The organism is Streptomyces longwoodensis, from assembly GCF_001514125.1.
In the GTDB taxonomy this organism is placed as follows: domain Bacteria; phylum Actinomycetota; class Actinomycetes; order Streptomycetales; family Streptomycetaceae; genus Streptomyces; species Streptomyces longwoodensis.
This window is the reverse complement of sequence record NZ_KQ948555.1, coordinates 363668-384663: the sequence shown is the minus strand read 5'-3', so window position 1 is coordinate 384663 and position 20996 is coordinate 363668. Positions and strand designations below refer to the sequence as shown.

Sequence of the window (20996 nt, the reverse complement as noted above, 5' to 3'; positions counted from 1 at the left end):
GGGAGCGCCTCCCTCCTCCCGCCTTTCCCCGCGTAGTCACGCGCGTTTTCCCCTTTCCGGTCCGTTTCCGGTCCGTGCATTCCGGGCCCGCTTTTCCGCTTGCCCGCACGCGCTTTCCACCGCTCTTCCCTGCCCGTTCCACGCCCCTTTTCCCGGGAGTTCCGCCATGCCTGTGTCCCACGACCGACGTGTTTTCCTCGCCTCCGTGCTGGGGGCCGCCGCCTCGGTGGCCGGCCTCAGCGGCTGCGCCCAGAGCAGCGCCGCGAGCACCGGTACGGGCGCCTCGTCGGCCCCGCTCGCCGACAAGGTGCCGGCGGGCACCCGCCTGAAGATCGCGTCGTTCCAGAACCAGCAGCAGCTCCTGTTCAAGCTGGCGAAACTGCCGGAGCTGCCGTTCACCGTGTCGAGCTGGCTGAACATCGGCGCCGGTCCCGATGTCATCAACGCGTTCCGCGCCAAGTCCCTGGACCTCGCCAACAACGCGGGCATCCCGCCCATCCAGGCGCACTTCCAGGGCTTCGGCGCGAAGATCGTCGCGATCGACGTGACCCGCAAGCCGAACTACGTGTTCGCCACCAAGCCCGGCAGTGACCTCCACACGGTCGCCGACTTCAAGGGCAAGAAGCTGGCGTTCTCCCAGGGGCAGGCGCAGGGCGTGGTGCTGCTGCGGGCCCTGAAGAAGGCGGGCCTGTCCTACGACGACGTCCGGCTGGTGCCGCTGACCAGCAACCAGTTCCTCACCGCCCTGCAGTCCGGCCAGGTCGACATCGCGCCGCTCGGCAACCAGCAGGCGCCCGCCTACCTCCAGCAGTACGGCCCGAAGGGCGCCCGCACCATCACCACCGACGTGGTCGACCTGCTCAACCTGCTGTGGGCGCCGGTGTCGGTGCTCGAGGACCGCGCCAAGGCGGCGGCGGTCGCCGCGTACATCCCGCAGTGGGCCATGGGCCTGGTCTGGCAGTACGAGCACCCGGACGTGTGGAACGAGGAGTTCTACGTCAAGACGCAGAACCTCAGCCTGGCGCAGGCCCGGGGCATCTCCGCCCTCGCCAACAAGCCGCTGTTCCCGCCGCGCTGGGACGAGGCGATCGCCTGGGAGCAGGAGACCGCCGACCTGCTCGCGGAGGGCGGCTTCGTGAAGAAGTTCGACGTCTCCTCCCTCTTCGACCACCGCTTCGAGTCCCTCGCGGCCGAGGCCGTCCCCGAGGAGTACCGCAAGTGACCGCCGTGACCACCACCACCGTGACCGCGGCGCCCGCCGCCGCCCCCGACGAACGGCCGCGCACCCGCCGCAGCGGCCTGTCCCCCGGCCGCCGGCTGCCCGCCGCGCGGCTGGCCGGGCCCCTGCTGGTACTCGCCCTGTGGGCCGCCGCCTCCGCCGCCGGGCGCCTCGACCCGGCCGCGGTCCCCGCGCCCTGGACGGTGCTGCGCACCGGGGTCCACCTGTGGACCGACGGGACGCTGGCCGGGGACATCGCCACCTCGCTGCGGCGCGCCGGGTACGGCTTCGCCATCGGGCTCACCGCGGGCGTCGTGCTGGCGCTGGCGTCCGGGCTGAGCCGCGCCGGCGAGGCCCTGATCGACGGGACCGTGCAGCTCAACCGGGCGATCCCGACGCTGGGCCTGATCCCGCTGTTCATCCTCTGGCTGGGCATCGGCGAGACCTTCAAGATCGCCATCATCGCGATCGTCGTCTACATCCCGATCTACCTCAACACCCATGCCGCGCTGGCCGGCATCGACCACCGGTTCGTCGAACTCGCCGAGGTGCAGGGCCTGTCCCGGGCCCGCTTCGTCCGGGAGGTCGTCGTCCCCGGGGCGCTGCCCGGGTTCTTCGTGGGACTCCGGCTCGGCGTCACCGGCTCCTGGCTGGGCCTGGTGGTGCTGGAGCAGATCAACGCCACCAGCGGGCTCGGCTACCTGATGTTCCAGGCCACCAACTACGGCCAGTCGGACGTGATCCTGGTCGGCCTGGTGGTGTACGGCATCTTCGGCCTGGTCTCCGACAGCGTGGTCCGTCTCGTCGAACGGAGGGTGCTGTCATGGCGCCGCACACTGAGCAGCTGACCCGTCCCGCCGTCCGGCTCGAGGGGCTGACCCGGTCCTTCGAGGGGCGCACCGTCCTCGACGGCGTCGACCTGGAGATCCCCGCGGGCCAGTTCGTGGCGCTGCTCGGGCACAGCGGGTCCGGCAAGAGCACCCTGCTGCGGGCCGTCGCGGGCCTGGACCACGAGGTCACCGGCAGCGGCCGGCTGACCGCGCCGGAGCGGGTGTCGGTGGTCTTCCAGGACTCCCGGCTGCTGCCCTGGCGGCGGATCCTGCCCAACGTGCTGCTCGGCCTGGACGGCAAGGACGCCGAGCAGCGGGGCCGCGCGGCCCTCGCCGAGGTGGGTCTCGCCGGGCGCGAGCGGGCCTGGCCCAGCGAGCTGTCGGGCGGGGAGGCCCAGCGTGCGGCGCTGGCCCGGTCGCTGGTGCGCGAGCCGGAACTGCTGCTGGCCGACGAGCCGTTCGGGGCGCTGGACGCGCTGACCCGGATCAGGATGCACGCGCTGCTGCGGGAGCTGTGGAAGCGGCACCGGCCGTCGGTGCTGCTGGTCACCCACGACGTGGACGAGGCGATCGTCCTCGCGGACCGGGTGCTCGTCCTCGAGCACGGCCGCATCGGCCTGGACCTGACCATCGACCGGCCGCACCCGCGCTCGTACCGGGACCCGCTGCTGAGCGCGTACCGCACCGAACTGCTCGGCGCACTCGGGGTGGTCGAGGACACGGACTGAGCGGCGATCCCCGCCTCCCCCGTGCCCACGAGACCCCGGACGCCCCCGTCCCCCAGTGAAGGACCCCCATGCCCCGTCAGCTCCACCTCAACGCGTTCCTGATGACCACCGGCCACCACGAGGCGTCGTGGCGACTCCCTGAGAGCGACCCGTCGGCGCACGTCGACCTCGCCCACTACGTGCGGCTGGCCCGCACCGCCGAACGCGGCACGTTCGACTCGCTGTTCCTCGCCGACGGCCCGCAGCTGTGGAGCAGCGTCGCGCAGCGCCCCGCCGGGGCGCTGGAACCGCTCACCCTGCTGACCGCGCTGGCGACGGCCACCGAGCACATCGGGCTGATCGCCACCGCCTCCACGTCCTACAACTCCCCCTACAACCTGGCCCGCAAGTTCGCCTCGCTGGACATCATCAGCGGCGGCCGCGCGGGCTGGAACATCGTCACCACCGCCGGCGCGGAGGCGGCCCGCAACTTCGGCCTGGACGCCGAGCCCGCGCACGCCGAGCGGTACGCCCGGGCCGCCGAGTTCCTCGACGTGGCGCTGAAGCTCTGGGACAGCTGGGAGGACGACGCGATCGTCGCCGACAAGGCCGCCGGCGTCTGGGGCGACGACGCCAAGATCCACCCGCCCCGGCACCGGGGGAGGTACTTCAGCGTCGAGGGCGCCCTCAACGTGCCGCGCACGCCCCAGGGTTACCCGCTGCTGGTACAGGCCGGCTCCTCGGAGGACGGCAAGGCCTTCGCCGCCCGGTACGCGGAGGCGGTGTTCACCGCCCAGCAGACCATCGAGGACGCGCGGGCCTTCTACGCCGACCTGAAGTCACGCACCGTGCGGGAGGGGCGCGACCCGGAGCACGTCAAGGTGCTGCCCGGCATCGTCCCGGTGCTCGGCTCCACCGAGGCCGAGGCCCGCGCCCAGGAGGAGCTGCTGGAGGACCACATCGTGCACCGGCACGGGGTGGAGCACCTCGAACGGCTGCTGCAACTGCCCGCCGGCTCCCTCGACCTGGACGCCGAGCTGCCCGCGGACCTGCCCCCGGAGAGCGAGATCGAGGGCGCCAAGAGCCGCTACACCCTGGTCGTCGAACTGGCCCGGCGCGAGCGGCTGACCGTGCGGCGGCTGATCGGCCGGCTGGGCGGCGGGCGCGGCCACCTCACCTTCGCGGGCACGCCCGAGCAGGTCGCCGACGCGATCGAGACCTGGTTCACCCAGGGCGCGGCCGACGGCTTCAACATCATGCCGCCGGTGCTGCCGTCCGGGCTGGAGCTGTTCGTCGACCACGTCGTGCCGCTGCTGCGCGCCCGCGGCCTGCTGCGCACCGAGTACGGCCCGCGCACCACCCTGCGCCAGCGCTACGGCCTGCCCCGCCCGGCCAACCAGTACGTCCGCCCGGCCGGCGCACCCGCCCTCGTCTGACCCGCCCCCACCCCTGCCCTTCCTCCAGTCACGAGAGGTCCGTCATGAGCATCGAGATCACCAAGGTCACCGCCCGGATCGGCGCGCACGTCTCCGGCGTCGACCTCACCCGCCCGCTCGCCGAGTCGGAGGTCGCCGCGCTCCGGGAGGCGCTGAACACGCACAAGGCGCTCGTCCTCGACGCGCACGGCCTGGACGACGCCGGCCAGCAGGCGTTCGCCCGCAGGTTCGGCGACCTCACCACCGCCCACCCGACGGTCGGCGCCGTGGCGGACGCCCCGAACGTGCTGCCCGTCGACAGCGAGCGGGGCCGCGCCAACCACTGGCACACCGACGTCACGTTCGTCCTCAACCCGCCGCAGGCCACCACCCTGCGCTCGCTCACCGTCCCGCCGTACGGCGGCGAGACGCTGATCGCCAACCAGGCCGCCGCCTACCGCGACCTGCCCGAGCCGCTGCGCCGGCTCGCCGACACGCTGTGGGCGGAGCACACCAACGACTACGACTACGCCGTGCCGGAGGAGGACATCGACGAGGACAAGGCCGCCCAGCGCGCGCAGTTCACCTCGATCAAGTACCGCACCGTCCACCCGGTGGTGCGCGTGCACCCGCTGACCGGCGAACGCGGCCTGTTCATCGGCGGGTTCGCGCAGCGCCTGGTGGGGCTGTCGCTCGGCGAGTCCCGCAAGCTGCTCGACCTGCTCCAGTCGTACGTCACCCGGCCGGAGAACGTGCTGCGCCACCGCTGGTCGGAGAACCAGCTGGTCGTCTTCGACAACCGCATCACCCAGCACTACGCCATCGACAACTACGACGGCCTGCCCCGCCGGCTGCACCGGGTGACCGTCGCCGGGGACGTCCCGGTCGGTGTCGAGGGCAAGGAGAGCTACTCGATCGAGGGCGACGCCTCGCACTACACGCCCCTGGCGGCGTAGGGACGCGCCGGCCACCGCGCGAAAGCCCCCGTGGTCTCGTCCACGGGGGCTTCTTGCTGCTAGGTTGTTGTTGCGAGCTAGTTGCAATAAGCCGAGGGGACCCCGCGCATGCCCGTGTACACGCTGCCCGACCTGCCGTACGACTACGCGGCGCTGGCACCCGTGATCAGCCCGGAGATCATCGAGCTGCACCACGACAAGCACCACGCGGCCTACGTGAAGGGCGCCAACGACACGCTGGAGCAGCTGGCCGAGGCGCGCGACAAGGAGCAGTGGGGCTCGCTGGGCGGCCTGGAGAAGAACCTGGCCTTCCACCTGTCGGGGCACGTCCTGCACTCGATCTACTGGCAGAACATGACGGGCCCGAAGGACGGCGGCGGCGAGCCGCTGGCGCAGGACGGCGTCGGTGACCTGGCCGAGGCGATCCGGGAGTCCTTCGGCTCCTTCGCCGGGTTCAAGGCCCAGCTGTCAAAGGCCGCCGCGACCACCCAGGGCTCCGGCTGGGGCGTCCTCGCCCACGAGCCGCTCAGCGGTCGGCTGGTCGTGGAGCAGGTCTACGACCACCAGGGCAACGTCGGCCAGGGCGCCGTCCCCCTGCTGGTGTTCGACGCCTGGGAGCACGCCTTCTACCTCCAGTACCGGAACCAGAAGGTCGACTTCATCGAGGCGATGTGGCAGGTCGTGAACTGGCAGGACGTCGCCCGCCGCCTGGCGGCCGCCCGGACCCGCGGGAACGTGCTGCTGCCGACGCCCTGAGCCCGCTCCCGCACCCCGGTGCGTCCTGCCTCGTGATCGTCTTCTCACCCTTCACGCGGGCAGGTCGAGGAAAGAAGGAAGGCCCCCTGCGCGGACGTGACGCGCGGGGGGCCTTCCCGTGTGCGGGATTCCGGGCCATCGTGGCGGGATGCCGATGGAGAGGTCGCTGCCCTGTCACACCTGCGGTACGTACCAGCCGCACCGGCAGCCCAAGGACGACCGGGAGCGCGGTGTCATCCGCGCGCTGCGGGGCCTCGGGCCCCGCGCCTACGTGGACGACCACTGGATCTGCGTCAGCACCGAACGGGACTGCCGCACCATCCGCACCGCCTGGCGGGTCAAGCCGCTCGACCCGCCCCGGAAGATGCCGGAGCCCGGTGCGGAAGGCGTGTGAAGACCGCCGGGATCCGTGGGGTGGGGCTCAGAGGTTGCTGAAGTCCGGGCCCTTGGTCCGGGTGCGCTTGATCTCGTAGAAGCCGGGGACCGAGGCGACGGCCAGGGTGCCGTCCCACAGCCGGGCGGCCTCCTCGCCCTTCGGCGCGGGGGTGACGACCGGGCCGAAGAAGGCGATCTGCTCGCCGTCGGGGCCGGGCACGGCGATGACCGGGGTGCCCACCTCCTGGCCGACCTTCTCGATGCCCTCCTTGTGGGAGGCGCGCAGCTCGGCGTCGAACTCGAAGTCCTCCTGGTCGGCGTAGTCGATGAGGTCGGCGGGCAGGCCGACGTCCGCGAGCGCACCGGCGACGGCCTCCACGGTCGGGCCCTCGCCGTTGTTGTGGATGCGGGTGCCGAGCGCGGTGTACAGCGGGCCGAGGACGTCGTCGCCGTGCTTCTGCCAGGCGGCGGTGACCACCCGGATCGGCTTCCACGCCTTGGTGGCCAGCATCTCCCGGTACTCCGCGGGCAGCTCGTCGAGCTTGTCCTCGTTGAGGACGGCCAGGCTCATCACGTGCCAGCGCACCTCGATGTCCCGGACCTTCTCCACCTCCAGCACCCAGCGGGAGGTCATCCACGCCCACGGGCACAGCGGGTCGAACCAGAAGTCGACGGGCGTCTTCTCCGACATGTCTCTCCTCAGCGAGCTCAGCGGCGCGATGCAGCGTTCCCCGGGACAACGCCGGCGGTCGCCCCGGTCATTCCCTGCTGCCCGGCGTCAGGGGCGCGTGGCAGGATCGGGCCTGTCACTTGACCTCGGCACACGCAGTGAGGGAGTCCGCCCGTGCCCGGTGAGAACCTGTCCCGCGACGAAGCCCGGGAGCGGGCCGCCCTGTTGTCCGTCGAGGGGTACGACGTGTCCCTCGACGTGCGCTCGGCGGTCGGCGACGCCCCCGCCGACGGGCCGCGCACCTTCCGCTCGGTGACCACGGTCCGCTTCCGCTGCAACGAGCCGGGCGCCTCGGCCTTCGCCGACCTGATCGCGCCGCGGGTGACGGCCGTCTCCCTCAACGGCCGCGACCTGGACCCGGCCGAGGTCTTCGACGGCTCCCGGATCGCGCTGGAGGACCTGGCCGCCGAGAACGAGCTGGTCGTGGACGCGCAGTGCGCCTACTCGCGCACCGGTGAGGGCCTGCACCGCTTCGTCGACCCGGAGGACGGCGAGGTCTACCTGTACACGCAGTACGAGCCGGCCGACTCCCGCCGGGTGTTCACGAACTTCGAGCAGCCCGACCTCAAGGCGCCGTTCCGCTTCGAGGTGCGCGCGCCCGAGGGGTGGACGGTGTGGAGCAACGGCGCCGGCACCCTCACGGACGGCGTGTGGCGGTTCGCGGAGACCCGGCCGATCTCGACGTACATCACCTGCGTCGTGGCGGGCCCGTACCACTACGTCACCGACTCCTACGAGCGCGAGCTGCCCGACGGCTCCACGCTGCGCATCCCGCTCGGCGCCCTGTGCCGCAAGGGGCTCGCCCCGCACTTCGACGCCGACGACGTGTTCCTGGTGACCAAGCAGGGCCTGGACTTCTTCCACGAGCACTTCGACTACCCGTACCCCTTCGGCAAGTACGACCAGGCGTTCGTGCCCGAGTACAACCTCGGCGCGATGGAGAACCCGGGGCTGGTCACCTTCCGCGAGGAGTTCATCTTCCGGGGCAAGGTCACCCGGTCCTCCTACGAGGCCCGGGCCAACGTGATCCTGCACGAGATGGCCCACATGTGGTTCGGTGACCTGGTCACCATGGCCTGGTGGGACGACCTGTGGCTGAAGGAGTCGTTCGCCGACTTCATGGGCACCTTCGCCAACGTCGGCGCGACCCGGTTCACCGACGCCTGGATCACCTTCGCCAACCGCCGCAAGGCGTGGGCGTACCGCGCCGACCAGCTGCCCTCCACCCACCCGATCACCGCCGACATCCGCGACCTGCAGGACGCCAAGCTCAACTTCGACGGCATCACCTACGCCAAGGGCGCCTCGGTACTCAAGCAGCTGGTGGCGTACGTCGGCCAGGACGCCTTCCTGGAGGGCGCGCGGCGCTACTTCAAGCGGCACGCGTACGGCAACACGCGCCTGGGCGACCTGCTGTCGGTGCTGGCCGAGACCAGCGGCCGGGACATGGGCACGTGGGCGCGGTCCTGGCTGCAGACGGCGGGCGTGAACGCCCTCACCCCGCAGGTGCTGCTGGACGCCGAGGGCCGCATCGACGAGCTGGCGGTGCTGCAGGAGGCCGCCGAGTCGCACCCGGAGCTGCGGCCGCACCGGGTCGCGGTCGGGCTGTACCGGCGCACCCCGGCCGGGGCGCTGGAGCGATACGCGCGCGCCGAGGTGGACGTCGACGGCCCGCGCACGGTCGTCACGGAGCTGGCCGGCGCCGGGGCGCCCGAGCTGGTGCTGGTCAACGACGACGACCTGACCTACTGCAAGATCCGCTTCGACGCGACCTCGCTGGACACGCTCCGGGCGCACCTGGGCGCGCTGACCGACCCGCTGGCCCGCGCCCTGTGCTGGTCGGCGCTGTGGAACCTGACCCGGGACGCGCTGCTGCCGGCACGGGAGTTCATCGCGCTGGTGCTGCGGTTCGCGGGGCGCGAGAGCGACATCGGCGTGCTGCAGATGCTGCACGCGTGGGCGAGGTCGGCGCTGGAGCACTACGCGGCGCCCGGCTGGCGGCCCACCGGTGAGCGGCTGCTGGCCGAGGGCGCGCTGGCGGAGCTGCGGGAGGCCGCGCCGGGCAGCGAGCAGCAGCTCACCTGGGCCCGCTTCTACGCCGCGGTGGCCGGCGGCGAGGCTGACCTGCGGCTGCTGGGCGAGCTCCTGGACGGCACCGGGAAGATCGACGGTCTGGAGGTGGACCAGGAGCTGCGCTGGGCGTTCCTGGAGCCGCTGGCCGCGCACGGCGTCGCCGACGAGCAGGTCCTGGCGGCCGAGCTGACCCGCGACGACACGGCGTCCGGCAAGCGCCACCAGGTGCGCTGCCTGGCCGCGCGCCCCTCGGCCGCGGTGAAGGCGCAGGCGTGGGCGCAGGTCGTGGAGTCGGACGCGCTGTCCAACGCGCTGGTGGGGGCCACCATCGCGGGCTTCTCGCAGTCCTCCCAGCGGGAGCTGCTCGCGCCGTACACCGAGAAGTACTTCGCGGCGATCGAGCGGGTGTGGGCCGAGCGGTCCATCCAGATCGGCATGGACGTGGTGTCGGGCCTGTTCCCGTCGCTGCAGGACTCCCCCGCGACGCTGGCGGCGACCGACGCGTGGCTCACCGCGCACGAGGACGCGCCGCCGGCGCTGCGCCGGCTGGTGCTGGAGGCGCGGGACGACCTGGCGCGGACCCTGCGCGGCCAGGAGTGCGACGCCCGGGCGGAGGCCACGGCACCCTGACCTCCGGCGGCCTTTGGCCAACGATGGGGCCGACGGTCACCGTTACGAAATTCGGGCAATCGTCACCGTAACCCCTGGACCCACCCTCGGGGACCAGGGGTTTTCGGCGCCTATCGGCATCCGAACACCCGTCCTTTAGTACGCGCTTGTCCGGAATGGTCGACGAGCGTGTAACAGCGGTTAAGCAGCCGATCCGGCGCGGGAATCCCCGGGTCATGAACCACAACACCCCGGTCCCCCCGCTCTCCCCCCGCCCGCTGCGCCACCTCTCGGACGTCCAGCGGCGCGTCCTGACCACGGCGCAGCTGCGCAGCCACGGCGTCTCGCCCGCCGAAACCACCGAGCAGTGCCGGCCCGGCGGCCCCTGGCAGCAGTTCCTGCCGGGCGTGTACCTGCTCCACCCCGGGCCGCCCACCGGCGAGGAGCGCCTGCACGCGGTCCTGCTGTACGCCGCCCGGCAGACCGTCTCCCCCGCGGTGCCGGTCCAGCCGGGGGCCGGGGGCCCGCACCGGGCGGCGTACGCCGACGCGATGATCACCGGCCTGGCGGCCCTCACCCTCCACGGCTTCACCTGCGCTCCCCCGCTGCTGTCGCTGGAGCGGGTCGACGTCCTGGTGCCCCGGCTGCGCCGGCTGCGCTCGACCGGGTGCGCGCGGATCGTGCGCACCGCCGAGCTGCCCGCGCCCGAGCAGGTGACGGGCGTCCCGGTGGCGCCGGTGCCGCGGGCGCTGGCCGACGCGGTGGCGGAGCTGACGGACGCCGGGGCGGTCCGGCGGCTGCTGACCGAGGCGGTGCGCGGCGGTCACTGCGAACCGGCCGCGGTGGTGCGGGAGCTGACCCGGGCGAAGCTGCTCACCCGGCCGCACGTGGTGGACGCGGTGGACTCGCTGCTGGCGGAGGGGCGGGCGATCGCCGAGGAGCGGCTCTACCGCATGGTGCGCGCGTACGGCCTGCCCGACCCGGTGTGGAACGTCGACCTGCGCCTGCCCGGCGGACCGCACCTCGGCGGCCTCGACGCGTACTGGCCGGAGCAGGCGGTCGCGGTGGAGCTGGACACCCGCGCGCCCCGCCAGGACGAGGACGCGCTGTGGTCGGAGTACGCGCGCAAGCGGGAGCACCTGGAGCGGCTGGGCATCACGGTCGTGCACGTCACCCCGCGCAAGCTGCGCGACGCGGCCGAGCAGCAGGCGGCGGTGATCCGCACGGCGCTGATGGCGGCGGGCGACCGGGACCCGGCCGCGTACGTCGTGGTGCTGCCGCGGTGACGGGCGGGGTGACGGCCGCGGTGACGGGCGGGCTGACGGCCGGGGGGTCACCCCCCGGTGGCCGGAACCCGCCCCGTCGGCGGCCGTTCGCGCCACAGGCGCAGGCCCACGTCGACCAGCCGGATGCGGCGCAGCCCGGGCACCTCGGCCAGGTCGTGCCAGGCGGCCATGTCCGTCGAACCGCCGGTCTCGAAGCGCAGGTCGCCGCCGGTGACCCGGGCCTCGTAGACGAGCCGGACGCCGTGGTGGTCCACCGGGCGGCGCAGCGCACCGCCGCCGGGGAGGACGCGGCGGACGGAGTCGAGACCGAGCAGCCCGGTCACCTCGACGCGGTACCCGGTCTCCTCCTCCAGCTCGCGCACCACGGTGTCGTACGGGTCCTCGCCGTGCTCCATGCCGCCGCCGGGCAGCACCCACTCCGGGGTGCCGTCGGCGGCCGGCGAGCGGGCCAGCAGCAGGTGTCCGTCCCGGACGCACACGGCGTAGGCCGCCACCCTCAAGTTCTGTCGCACGGGGGGACGTTAACGGCTGCCGGGCGGACCGGGCAGGTGAATTGTCCGGCCGGCGCGGCCTGTCGGGCCCACAGGAATGTCATAGCTTGGCCGGTGGCGTCCGTAAAATCCATCGCGGGTTTTCCCCATACATCCATTTCGATTCGGTCAACCCTCCCCAAATAGCTGTCTCTTGCGTAAAGCTGTGCGACCGTCCGGGACCGGATTCCGGACGGGTGCGACCGGGCGTGCTGCGCCGCGGTCGTATGACGCACGCTCCTTCACTGCAAGGGATGCCGATGACCCACACCCCCGAGCGGGAACCGGGCCGGGGCGCCGGACGCGCGGTCCGCATAGCCGTGGCCGCCGGTCTGGTGGCCGCGCTGTCCGCGGCCGGGCCCATACCGATGGCCTTCTCCGCCGACCAGACCCCGGCCGCCGCCGACCCGGGCGTGAAGTCCGCCCACGACAAGCTCGGCGCCGACGACGCCGACCTGCTCGCCGACGCCAAGGCCGCCGGCGACAAGAACGTCACCCTCATGGTGGCGACCGCGCCCGGCAGGACCGAGCAGGTCGCCGAGGAGCTGGACGGCGTCAAGGGCGGCTCGGTGGGCCGCTCCTACGACAAGCTCGGCTACGTCCGCGCCACCGTCCCCACCGCCAAGGCCGACGCGGCCATCGCCGCCGCCGCCAAGCTGTCCTCGGTGCACGCGATCGACCTGCGCCAGGAGATCCAGCTCGACGACCCGACGCCGAGCGCCGACACCGCGCACGGCGCCAAGGGCGGCACCGGCACCACGACGTACCCGGCGCCGGGCAAGAAGACCCCCGCGGTCAACCCGTACAACCCGTCCTTCGAGACGGGCGCCGTCGACTTCGTGCGCGAGCACCCCAAGGCCGACGGCCGCGGCGTCACCATCGGCATCCTGGACTCCGGCGTGGACCTCGGCCACCCGGCGCTGCAGAAGACCACCACCGGCGAGCGCAAGATCGTCGACTGGGTCACCGCGACCGACCCGATCGTCGACAGCGACGGCACCTGGCGGCGGATGACCAACCCGGTCAGCGGCCCGTCGTTCAGCTACGGCGGCGCCACCTGGAAGGCGCCCGCGGGCAGCTACCAGGTCAGCCTGTTCCGCGAGTCGGCCACGGCCGGCGGCGACGCCAAGGGCGACGCCAACCGCGACGGCGACACCACCGACGCCTGGGGCCTGCTCTACGACCCGGCCGCCGGCACCGTCCGCGTGGACCTGAACAACAACTTCGACTTCACCGACGACGCGCCGATGAAGCCGTACAAGGACGGCTACCAGGTCGGTTACTTCGGCACCGACGACCCGACGACCGACGTCGTCGAGCGCCAGCCGTTCGTCGTGGAGATCCGCAAGGACGTCCCCACCGACCCGTACGGCGGCGACTGGGTCGGCAAGAAGGCCGACTTCGTCAACATCGGTGTCATCGAGTCCGAGCACGGCACCCACGTCGCCGGCATCACCTCCGCCAACGGCCTGTTCGGCGGGCAGATGGACGGCGCGGCGCCCGGTGCGAAGATCGTCTCGTCCCGCGCCTGCACCTGGACCGGCGGCTGCACCAACGTCGCGCTGACCGAGGGCATGATCGACCTCGTCGTCAACCGCGGCGTCGACATCGTCAACATGTCGATCGGCGGCCTGCCGGCGCTCAACGACGGCAACAACGCCCGCTCCGAGCTGTACACGCGGCTCATCGACACCTACGGCGTGCAGCTGGTCATCTCCGCGGGCAACTCCGGCCCCGGCGCCAACACCATCGGCGACCCCGGCCTCGCGAACAAGGTCATCTCCGTCGGCGCGTCCATCTCCAAGGAGACCTGGGCCTCCAACTACGGCTCGGCCGTGACGAAGAAGTACGCGATGATGCCGTTCTCCTCGCGCGGCCCGCGTGAGGACGGCGGCTTCACGCCGACCCTGACCGCGCCCGGCGCGTCGATCAACACCACCCAGACCTGGCTGCCGGGCTCCCCGGTCGCCGAGGCGGGCTACACGCTGCCGGCCGGCTACTCCATGCTGCAGGGCACCTCGATGGCCTCCCCGCAGGCCGCCGGCGCCTCCGCGCTGCTGCTGTCCGCGGCGAAGCAGAAGGGCATCGACCTGACGCCCGCCGTGCTGCGCACGGCACTGACCTCCACCGCCGACCACATCAAGGGTGTGCAGGCGTACGAGGAGGGCGCGGGCCTGATCGACATCGTGGACGCCTGGGACTCGATCCGCCACGGTGCCTCCGCCCACGACTACACCGTCAAGGCCCCGGTCGACACCGCGATCGACTACGCGCTCAAGGAGCCGGGCTTCGGCACCGGCCTCTACGACCGCGAGGGCGGCCTGAAGGCCGGTCAGAAGAAGACCTACGACATCACCGTCACCCGCACGTCCGGCCCGGACAAGGCGGTCCGGCACGAGCTGGACTTCGCGAACAACGCCGGTGACACCTTCCGGATCGTGGGCTCCGACGAGGTGAAGCTGCCGCTGAACCAGCCGGTCACCGTCAAGGTCCAGGCGGCCCCGCGCTCGGCGGGCCTGAAGAGCGCGATCCTCGAGGTCGACGACCCTCGCACCGAGGGCGTCGACCAGCAGATCCTGACGACCGTCGTGGTCTCCTCGCCGGTGACGTACACCTTCAGCGCGTCGGACACCGTGCAGCGCAACAGCACGCGGTCCTACTTCGTGACGGTCCCCGTGGGCGCCACGTCCCTCGAGGTCGCCCTCGGCGGGCTGAAGGACAAGAGCCAGACCCGGTTCATCGCCATCCACCCCTACGGCGTCCCGCAGGACAACACCTCGACGCCGTACTGCTACAACAACTACCTCGACGGCAACGGCTGCCGGCCCGACGTGCGCGCGTACGCCGCCCCGGCCCCCGGCGTCTGGGAGATCGAGGTCGAGTCGCGCCGTACGTCGCCGCTGCTCGACAACCCGTACAAGCTGGACGTCACCGTGCTCGGCGCGGACTTCGCGCCGGCGACCGTGACCGTGCCCGAGGCCAAGGTCGGCACGCCGGCCGCCGCCTCCTGGACGGTGACGAACCGCTTCGCCGCGCTCGACGGCAAGCTGGTCGGCGGCCCGCTCGGCTCGTCGAAGACGACCCGCCCGAGCATCGCCCAGGGCGAGACGCAGACCACCACGGTCGAGGTGCCCGCGGGCGCCACGTCGCTGGACGTCGCCATCGGCAACGTCTCCGACACCTCCGCCGACCTGGACCTGACGGTCTACGACGCGGCCGGCCAGCAGGTCGCCCAGTCCGCCGACGGCGACTCGGAGGAGGCGGTCTCCATCCCGTCGCCCGCCGCCGGCACGTACACCATCCAGGTCGCGGGCTACTCGGTGCCGGCCGGTTCCACCGCGTACGACTACCGGGACGTGTTCTTCTCGACGTCCCTCGGCACGGTCGACGTCGCCGGCTCCGCGCCGGTGAAGCTGGCCACGGGCGCCTCCGCGTCGGTGTCGGCCACCGTCACCGCCGCGGCCGCCGCGCCGGAGGGCCGGGCCTTCTTCGGCCGGGTCCAGCTGGTCAACGCGAACGGCACGGTCGCGGGCACCGGCAACGTGGCCATCGGCAAGGTCACGCAGTGACACCGTGACACGGTGACACCGCGCGAGCGGTGAGGAGGGGCGGGCGTCCGCAACGGGCGCCCGCCCCTTCGTCGTACCTGGGCGTCACGAGCAGGGCAGGCCGCGGGCCGCGGGCAGCGCCCGGAGCAGGGCCGCCCGCTCGGGGGCGATCGCCGTCTCGCCGGCCGTCCAGGTGTCCGCCTCGGACGAGCCGGGCGAGACGCCCACCAGGACGTGGTCGCCGGGGACCGGGAGCGGGGCGGTGGACGCGCCGGTGCCGTCCGCGGCGGCAGCGCCGTCGGTCGTGAAGGTGACCTCGGCCGCGGTGCGGCCGGGCTTGTAGGCGCGGGTGACCCGCAGGGTGATCCCCAGGGCGTCCGGCCGGCCCGGGCCGCCGGGCAGCCGGGCCACGCGGGTCACGTCGCCCTCCACCACCAGCCGCGCGCACGCCAGGTAGGCGGGGTCGCCCAGCGGACCGGCGGCGCCCTGCCAGGCCTCGCCGCCCTTGGCACCGGCCCCGGCGTCGGACCCGGCGTCGGGTTTCGCGTCGGACTGCGCCTTGTCCGCGCTGCCGGAGACGTTCAGGCCGGCTCCGTGCCCGGCTCCCAGGAGCAGCCACCCGGAGCCGACGACCAGCGCGCCGGCCGCGGCCACGCCCAGCCCCTTCAGGGCGAGCGGCAGCGCCCGGCGGCGGGACGCCCGCAGCTCCGCCACGGGGGCGGGGGGCCGGGGTGCCGGGGCGGCGCCGTCCGCGGTGAGGGCGTCCGCGAGCAGTGCCAGCTGCTCCCTGAGCAGGTCCACGTCGGCGGCGGCCGCCCGGTGCCCGGCCAGGAAGGCCGGGTCGGCGCGCTCCTCGTCGGTCAGGGGCTCCCCGCCCAGCACGGCCGACAGCGGGTCGCGGCCGGGCCCGGCGGGTCCGGCGGTGTCGTGTCCGGCGGTCATCTCACACCACCTCGTCCTCGTGCAGCCGGACCCGCAGGGCCCGTACCGCCGTGTGCAGGCGGCTCTTGACGGTGCCCTCCGGGACGCCGAGCTCCTCGGCGATGGAGCGCACCGGGAGGTCGGCGTAGAACCGCAGGACGACGACCTGCCGCTGGGCGTCGGGCAGCTGGTCCAGGCCCCGCGCGACCGCCAGGGAGAGGACGCTGGTGTCCTCGCCGGAGGGGTGCGCGGCCTGGCGCAGGGAGGCCAGCCGCTCCCCCAGCCGCTCCTGGCGGCGCTTGGCGCGGTGCCAGTCCATGGCCAGGTTCGAGGCGACCACGGCGGCCCACGCCGAGACGTCCCGCGGCGCCTCCTGCCCGTTCGCCGCCCGCTCCAGCAGCCGCAGGCGGACCTGCTGCACCCCGTCCGGCAGGTCCGCCTGCGGTACGCCGCCCAGCGCGAGCACCGCCCGCACCCGGCGTTCCTGTGCCGCGTCCAGGGGGTCGCCGGGCACGGCCGTGTCCCCCTGGGCGCGGCGGGCCGCTCTGCGCAGCACGGACACCCCTCCCCTCACCGCGTTTCCCCTACGACGCAGCCGGGCCCGGAAACGTTCGGAGGCGTACGTCACACCCGCGCCGCCAGGTGTCCCACTCCTCGAACACGGGGGCAAAGAATTGGACAGGCTCACCCCGGTCGGCCGCATGATGGAAGGACCGCAGCCACCTGCGGGACGAAGACACGCAGGACAGAGACGCGCAGGACACGCAGAGGGAGTCGCCGTGAGGGTCGGAATCGTCGGAGCCACCGGACAGGTCGGCACGGTCATGCGCAGGATCCTCAAGGAGCGCGACTTCCCGGTCACCGAGCTGCGCCTGTTCGCCTCGGCCCGCTCCGCCGGGACCGAGCTGGACGGGGTGACGGTGGAGGACGCGTCCACCGCCGACTACAGCGGCCTCGACATCGTGCTGTTCTCCGCGGGCGGCGCCACCTCCCGCGCGCTGGCCGAGAAGGTCGCCGCGCAGGGCGCGGTCGTGATCGACAACTCGTCGGCGTGGCGCCGCGACCCGGACGTGCCGCTGGTGGTGGCCGAGGTCAACCCGCACGCGATCGCGAGCCGCCCCAAGGGCATCATCGCCAACCCGAACTGCACGACGATGGCCGCGATGCCGGTCCTCAAGCCGCTGCACGAGGAGGCCGGCCTGGAGGCCCTGGTGGTGGCCACCTACCAGGCGGTGTCCGGTTCGGGCGTGGCCGGCGTCGCCGAGCTGCACGGCCAGGTGCAGAAGGTAGTCGCCGAGGCCGACCGGCTCACCCACGACGGCTCGGCCGTGGACTTCCCCGAGCCCGGCGTCTACAAGCGCCCGATCGCCTTCAACGTGCTGCCCCTCGCCGGCACCATCGTCGACGACGGTCTCAACGAGACGGACGAGGAGCAGAAGCTCCGCAACGAGTCCCGCAAGATCCTGGAGATCCCCGGCCTGAAGGTCTCCGGCACCTGTGTCCGCGTCCCGGTGTTCTCCGGCCACTCGCTGCAGGTCAACGCCCGCTTCGCCCGCCCGCTGACCCCGGAGCGGGCCACCGAGCTGCTGGCCGGCGCCCCCGGGGTCGCCCTCAGCGACATCCCGACCCCGCTGCAGGCCGCCGGCCAGGACCCGTCGTTCGTGGGCCGGATCCGGCGCGACGAGACCGTGGAGAACGGCCTCGCGCTGTTCGTCTCCAACGACAACCTCCGCAAGGGCGCCGCGCTGAACGCGGTGCAGCTGGCGGAGCTGGTGGCGGCCGAGCTCAAGGGCCGCACGGCGTCCGCCTAGGTCGCCCCGGTCCGGGCTCAGGGCCTGCGGACCTCGTAGTGGAAGCAGCCGTACTCGACGGCCCGGACGTGGACCAGTGCCACGGCCGGGTCGTCGAACGCCTTCGCCAGCTCCGCGTCGCCGAAGCCCTCCCCGACCAGGTCGCCGCCGAGGATGCGCCCGTCGGCGGAGTAGCGGCGCAGGACGCGGTGCGCGTTCGTGAACGCCAGGCCGTCCCCCTCGGGTCCCGCGCACTCCTCCGCGTGGACGAAGACGGGCCCCTGCTCGTCGTACGGGCCCGGGTCGGCGCCGGTGGCGGCCGCCCAGCGGCGCAGCGGCGCGTAGGAGACGAGGATGATCCGCTCCCCGGCCCGGCTGTGCCGCAGGCAGCAGCGCAGCGGGGCGCCGCCCTCCTCGTCGCGCTGCGGGACGGGGACGCGTCCGGCGTCGTCGGTGGCGCGCAGTTCCGCCAGGACCTCGGGGGCGAGTGCTCGTGCCGTGTAGGTGCTCATGGCTCCAGGCTGTCGCACGTACGACCTGCTCACCGGCAGGAAACGGACATCGCGCTCGGCCCCGGTCGCGTGGAAGGATGACGCGACCGACACACCACGAGGAGATGACCGCGTGCCTGGCACAAACCTGACTCGCGAAGAGGCGCAGCAGCGGGCGAAGCTGCTCACCGTTGACTCGTACGAGATCGATCTCGACCTCTCCGGCGCGCAGGAGGGAGGGACCTACCGGTCCGTCACGACGGTGCGCTTCGACGTGGCCGAGAACGGGGCCCAGTCCTTCATCGACCTGGTCGCCCCGGCCGTCCACGAGGTGACCCTCAACGGTGACGCCCTCGACCCGGCGGAGGTCTTCGCGGACTCCCGGATCGCGCTCCCGGGCCTGCTGGAGGGCCGCAACGTCCTGCGGGTCGTCGCCGACTGCGCGTACACCAACACCGGTGAGGGCCTGCACCGGTTCGTCGACCCGGTCGACGAACAGGCCTACCTCTACACCCAGTTCGAGGTGCCGGACGCCCGCCGGGTGTTCGCCTCGTTCGAGCAGCCCGACCTCAAGGCCACCTTCCGGTTCACCGTGCGCGCCCCCGAGGGCTGGACGGTCGTCTCCAACTCCCCGACGCCCGAACCCCAGGACAACGTCTGGGCCTTCGCGCCGACCCCGCGCATCTCGACGTACGTCACGGCGCTCGTCGTCGGCCCGTACCACAGCGTGCACAGCGTCTACGAGAAGAACGGCCAGAGCGTGCCGCTCGGCATCTACTGCCGTCCCTCGCTCGCCGAGTACCTCGACGCCGACGCGATCTTCGAGGTCACCCGGCAGGGCTTCGACTGGTTCCAGGAGAAGTTCGACTACGCGTACCCGTTCGAGAAGTACGACCAGCTGTTCGTGCCGGAGTTCAACGCGGGCGCGATGGAGAACGCGGGCGCGGTGACCATCCGCGACCAGTACGTGTTCCGCTCCAAGGTGACGGACGCCGCGTACGAGGTGCGGGCGGCGACGATCCTGCACGAGCTGGCGCACATGTGGTTCGGCGACCTGGTCACCATGGAGTGGTGGAACGACCTGTGGCTGAACGAGTCGTTCGCCACCTACGCCGAGGCCGCCTGCCAGGCGGACGCGCCCGGCTCGAAGTGGCCGCACTCGTGGACGACGTTCGCCAACCAGATGAAGACCTGGGCGTACCGGCAGGACCAGCTGCCCTCCACGCACCCGATCATGGCGGACATCAGCGACCTGGACGACGTGCTGGTCAACTTCGACGGCATCACGTACGCCAAGGGCGCCAGCGTCCTCAAGCAGCTCGTGGCCTACGTCGGCGAGGACGCGTTCTTCCGGGGCGTGCAGGCGTACTTCAAGCGCCACGCGTTCGGCAACACGCGCCTGTCGGACCTGCTGGGCGCGCTGGAGGAGACCTCCGGGCGCGACCTGAAGAACTGGTCGCGCAAGTGGCTGGAGACGGCCGGCATCAACGTCCTGCGCCCGGAGATCGGGACCGACGCCGACGGCGTCATCACCTCCTTCACCATCGTCCAGGAGGCCCCGGCCCTGCCCGCCGGCGCCAAGGGCGAGCCGACGCTGCGCCCGCACCGCATCGCCGTCGGCCTGTACGTCCGTGACGCGGCGAGCGGCAAGCTGGTGCGCGAGGACCGCCTGGAGCTGGACGTCGACGGCGAGCGGACCGCCGTGCCGCAGCTGCACGGCCGGCGCCGCCCCGACGTGGTCCTGCTCAACGACGACGACCTGTCCTACGCCAAGGTCCGCCTGGACGAGGCGTCGCTGGCGTTCGTCACCGAGCACCTGGGCGACTTCGACGCCTCGCTGCCGCGCGCCCTGTGCTGGGCGTCCGCCTGGGACATGACCCGGGACGGGGAGCTCGCGACCCGCGACTACCTGTCGCTGGTGCTGTCCGGCATCGGCCGGGAGTCGGACATCGGCGTCGTGCAGTCGCTGCACCGCCAGGTCAAGCTGGCGATCGACCTCTACGCCGACCCGAGCGCGCGCGAGACGCTGCTCACCCGGTGGACCGACGCCACGCTGGCCCACCTGCGGTCGGCCGAGCCGGGCGGCGACCACCAGCTCGCCTGGGCGCGCGCCTTCGCGGCGACCGCCCGCACGCCCGAGCAGCTGGACCTGCTGGAGGCCCTGCTGGACGGCTCGCAGACCGTCGAGGGGCTGGCCGTCGACACCGAGCTGCGCTGGGCGTTCGTGCAGCGCCTGGCCGCGGTGGGCCGCTACGACGAGGCGGAGATCGCCACCGAGTACGAGCGGGACCGCACGGCCGCCGGTGAGCGCCACGCGGCGACCGCCCGCGCCGCGCGTCCGACGGAGCAGGCCAAGGCCGAGGCGTGGGCGTCGGTCGTGGAGTCCGACAAGCTGCCCAACGCCCTGCAGGAGGCGGTGATCGCCGGCTTCGTGCAGACCGACCAGCGCGAGCTGCTCGCCCCCTACACGGACAAGTACTTCGAGGTCCTCAAGGACATCTGGGAGTCGCGTTCGCACGAGATGGCGCAGCAGATCGCGATCGGCCTGTACCCGTCGGTCCAGGTCACGCAGGACACCCTGACCAGGACCGACACCTGGCTCGCCTCGGCCGGGCCGAACGCGGCCCTGCGCCGTCTGGTGTCGGAGTCGCGCTCCGGCGTCGAGCGGGCCCTGAAGGCTCAGGCCGCGGACGCGGCGCACGCGGGCCGGTGAGCGCCGGCCGGTGACAGCCGCTCGGTGAACCGGAGTCGGTGAACGTG

Annotated in this window: 17 protein-coding genes; 12 read left to right on the top strand and 5 right to left on the bottom strand. The window is 72.8% G+C overall.

The window, feature by feature from the left end; genetic code table 11:
- The first annotated feature begins 166 nt into the window (after nt 1-166).
- The 7 genes from AQJ30_RS21550 (at nt 167) to AQJ30_RS21520 (ending at nt 6277) form a co-directional block, all read left to right on the top strand.
- Nucleotides 167-1222 carry an ABC transporter substrate-binding protein gene (locus tag AQJ30_RS21550; RefSeq protein WP_067236534.1) on the top strand — a complete coding sequence of 352 codons (1056 nt, stop codon included), beginning with the start codon at nt 167-169 and terminating at the stop codon, nt 1220-1222.
- Nucleotides 1219-2067, top strand: a complete 849-nt coding sequence (locus AQJ30_RS21545) for an ABC transporter permease (RefSeq protein WP_067236531.1) — start codon at nt 1219-1221, stop codon at nt 2065-2067. The genes AQJ30_RS21550 and AQJ30_RS21545 overlap by 4 nt, the downstream gene beginning before the upstream one ends.
- Nucleotides 2043-2777, top strand: a complete 735-nt coding sequence (locus tag AQJ30_RS21540; RefSeq protein ID WP_067236530.1) for an ABC transporter ATP-binding protein — start codon at nt 2043-2045, stop codon at nt 2775-2777. The genes AQJ30_RS21545 and AQJ30_RS21540 overlap by 25 nt, the downstream gene beginning before the upstream one ends.
- A 68-nt stretch (nt 2778-2845) precedes the next feature.
- Nucleotides 2846-4192, top strand: coding sequence for an LLM class flavin-dependent oxidoreductase (locus AQJ30_RS21535; RefSeq protein ID WP_067236527.1), 1347 nt, complete (start codon nt 2846-2848; stop codon nt 4190-4192).
- 44 nt (nt 4193-4236) lie between these two features.
- Complete coding sequence (locus tag AQJ30_RS21530) at nt 4237-5127, top strand: TauD/TfdA dioxygenase family protein (protein WP_067236524.1); 891 nt, start codon at nt 4237-4239, stop codon at nt 5125-5127.
- Between the two features lie 108 nt (nt 5128-5235).
- Nucleotides 5236-5883: a superoxide dismutase gene (locus AQJ30_RS21525; RefSeq protein WP_067236523.1), complete on the top strand. Its 648-nt coding sequence runs from the start codon at nt 5236-5238 to the stop codon at nt 5881-5883.
- A gap of 148 nt (nt 5884-6031) precedes the next feature.
- Nucleotides 6032-6277, top strand: coding sequence for a hypothetical protein (locus AQJ30_RS21520; protein WP_159052348.1), 246 nt, complete (start codon nt 6032-6034; stop codon nt 6275-6277).
- Nucleotides 6278-6304: 27 nt separating this feature from the next.
- On the opposite strand, the gene AQJ30_RS21515 is transcribed toward AQJ30_RS21520, so the two are convergent.
- Nucleotides 6305-6949: a DsbA family protein gene (locus AQJ30_RS21515; RefSeq protein ID WP_067236519.1), complete on the bottom strand. Its 645-nt coding sequence runs from the start codon at nt 6947-6949 to the stop codon at nt 6305-6307.
- Nucleotides 6950-7102: 153 nt separating this feature from the next.
- Here AQJ30_RS21515 and pepN (AQJ30_RS21510) point away from each other — a divergent pair, with 153 nt between their 5' ends.
- Nucleotides 7103-9691, top strand: a complete 2589-nt coding sequence (pepN, locus tag AQJ30_RS21510) for an aminopeptidase N (RefSeq protein WP_067236517.1) — start codon at nt 7103-7105, stop codon at nt 9689-9691.
- A gap of 215 nt (nt 9692-9906) precedes the next feature.
- Nucleotides 9907-10956, top strand: a complete 1050-nt coding sequence (locus AQJ30_RS21505; protein WP_067236515.1) for a hypothetical protein — start codon at nt 9907-9909, stop codon at nt 10954-10956.
- Nucleotides 10957-11003: 47 nt separating this feature from the next.
- On the opposite strand, the gene AQJ30_RS21500 is transcribed toward AQJ30_RS21505, so the two are convergent.
- Nucleotides 11004-11468 (bottom strand): NUDIX hydrolase, encoded by a 465-nt coding sequence (locus AQJ30_RS21500; protein ID WP_245727006.1) that lies wholly within the window; start codon nt 11466-11468, stop codon nt 11004-11006.
- 278 nt (nt 11469-11746) lie between these two features.
- Between AQJ30_RS21500 and AQJ30_RS21495 the strand changes: the two genes are divergently transcribed.
- The gene (locus tag AQJ30_RS21495) at nt 11747-15055 is read left to right on the top strand and encodes a S8 family serine peptidase (RefSeq protein WP_067236510.1); all 3309 of its coding nucleotides are present in this window, start codon (nt 11747-11749) and stop codon (nt 15053-15055) included.
- An 84-nt stretch (nt 15056-15139) separates the two neighbouring features.
- Here the strand turns inward: AQJ30_RS21495 and AQJ30_RS21490 are convergent, their stop codons facing one another.
- Both AQJ30_RS21490 and AQJ30_RS21485 read right to left on the bottom strand, forming a co-directional pair.
- Nucleotides 15140-15976: a hypothetical protein gene (locus AQJ30_RS21490; RefSeq protein ID WP_067236507.1), complete on the bottom strand. Its 837-nt coding sequence runs from the start codon at nt 15974-15976 to the stop codon at nt 15140-15142.
- 1 nt (nt 15977) lies between these two features.
- Complete coding sequence (locus AQJ30_RS21485) at nt 15978-16517, bottom strand: sigma-70 family RNA polymerase sigma factor (protein WP_067236505.1); 540 nt, start codon at nt 16515-16517, stop codon at nt 15978-15980.
- 217 nt (nt 16518-16734) lie between these two features.
- Between AQJ30_RS21485 and AQJ30_RS21480 the strand changes: the two genes are divergently transcribed.
- Entirely contained in the window at nt 16735-17766 is a 1032-nt protein-coding gene (locus tag AQJ30_RS21480) for an aspartate-semialdehyde dehydrogenase (RefSeq protein ID WP_067236502.1), read from the top strand.
- A 17-nt stretch (nt 17767-17783) separates the two neighbouring features.
- On the opposite strand, the gene AQJ30_RS21475 is transcribed toward AQJ30_RS21480, so the two are convergent.
- Nucleotides 17784-18257 carry a DUF1203 domain-containing protein gene (locus AQJ30_RS21475; protein WP_067236499.1) on the bottom strand — a complete coding sequence of 158 codons (474 nt, stop codon included), beginning with the start codon at nt 18255-18257 and terminating at the stop codon, nt 17784-17786.
- Between the two features lie 112 nt (nt 18258-18369).
- Here AQJ30_RS21475 and pepN (AQJ30_RS21470) point away from each other — a divergent pair, with 112 nt between their 5' ends.
- The gene (gene pepN / locus AQJ30_RS21470) at nt 18370-20949 is read left to right on the top strand and encodes an aminopeptidase N (protein ID WP_067236497.1); all 2580 of its coding nucleotides are present in this window, start codon (nt 18370-18372) and stop codon (nt 20947-20949) included.
- The last annotated feature ends 47 nt before the right edge of the window (nt 20950-20996 follow it).

What these genes read in the sequence shown, in the direction of transcription:
- AQJ30_RS21520 (WP_159052348.1), top strand. Translation starts at nt 6,032, where the DNA reads ATGCCGATGGAGAGGTCGCTGCCCTGTCACACCTGCGGTACGTACCAG.
- AQJ30_RS21515 (WP_067236519.1), bottom strand. Translation starts at nt 6,949, where the DNA reads ATGTCGGAGAAGACGCCCGTCGACTTCTGGTTCGACCCGCTGTGCCCG.
- AQJ30_RS21525 (WP_067236523.1), top strand. Translation starts at nt 5,236, where the DNA reads ATGCCCGTGTACACGCTGCCCGACCTGCCGTACGACTACGCGGCGCTG.
- AQJ30_RS21495 (WP_067236510.1), top strand. Translation starts at nt 11,747, where the DNA reads ATGACCCACACCCCCGAGCGGGAACCGGGCCGGGGCGCCGGACGCGCG.
- AQJ30_RS21505 (WP_067236515.1), top strand. Translation starts at nt 9,907, where the DNA reads ATGAACCACAACACCCCGGTCCCCCCGCTCTCCCCCCGCCCGCTGCGC.
- AQJ30_RS21475 (WP_067236499.1), bottom strand. Translation starts at nt 18,257, where the DNA reads ATGAGCACCTACACGGCACGAGCACTCGCCCCCGAGGTCCTGGCGGAA.
- AQJ30_RS21540 (WP_067236530.1), top strand. Translation starts at nt 2,043, where the DNA reads ATGGCGCCGCACACTGAGCAGCTGACCCGTCCCGCCGTCCGGCTCGAG.
- AQJ30_RS21550 (WP_067236534.1), top strand. Translation starts at nt 167, where the DNA reads ATGCCTGTGTCCCACGACCGACGTGTTTTCCTCGCCTCCGTGCTGGGG.
- AQJ30_RS21530 (WP_067236524.1), top strand. Translation starts at nt 4,237, where the DNA reads ATGAGCATCGAGATCACCAAGGTCACCGCCCGGATCGGCGCGCACGTC.
- AQJ30_RS21490 (WP_067236507.1), bottom strand. Translation starts at nt 15,976, where the DNA reads ATGACCGCCGGACACGACACCGCCGGACCCGCCGGGCCCGGCCGCGAC.
- AQJ30_RS21535 (WP_067236527.1), top strand. Translation starts at nt 2,846, where the DNA reads ATGCCCCGTCAGCTCCACCTCAACGCGTTCCTGATGACCACCGGCCAC.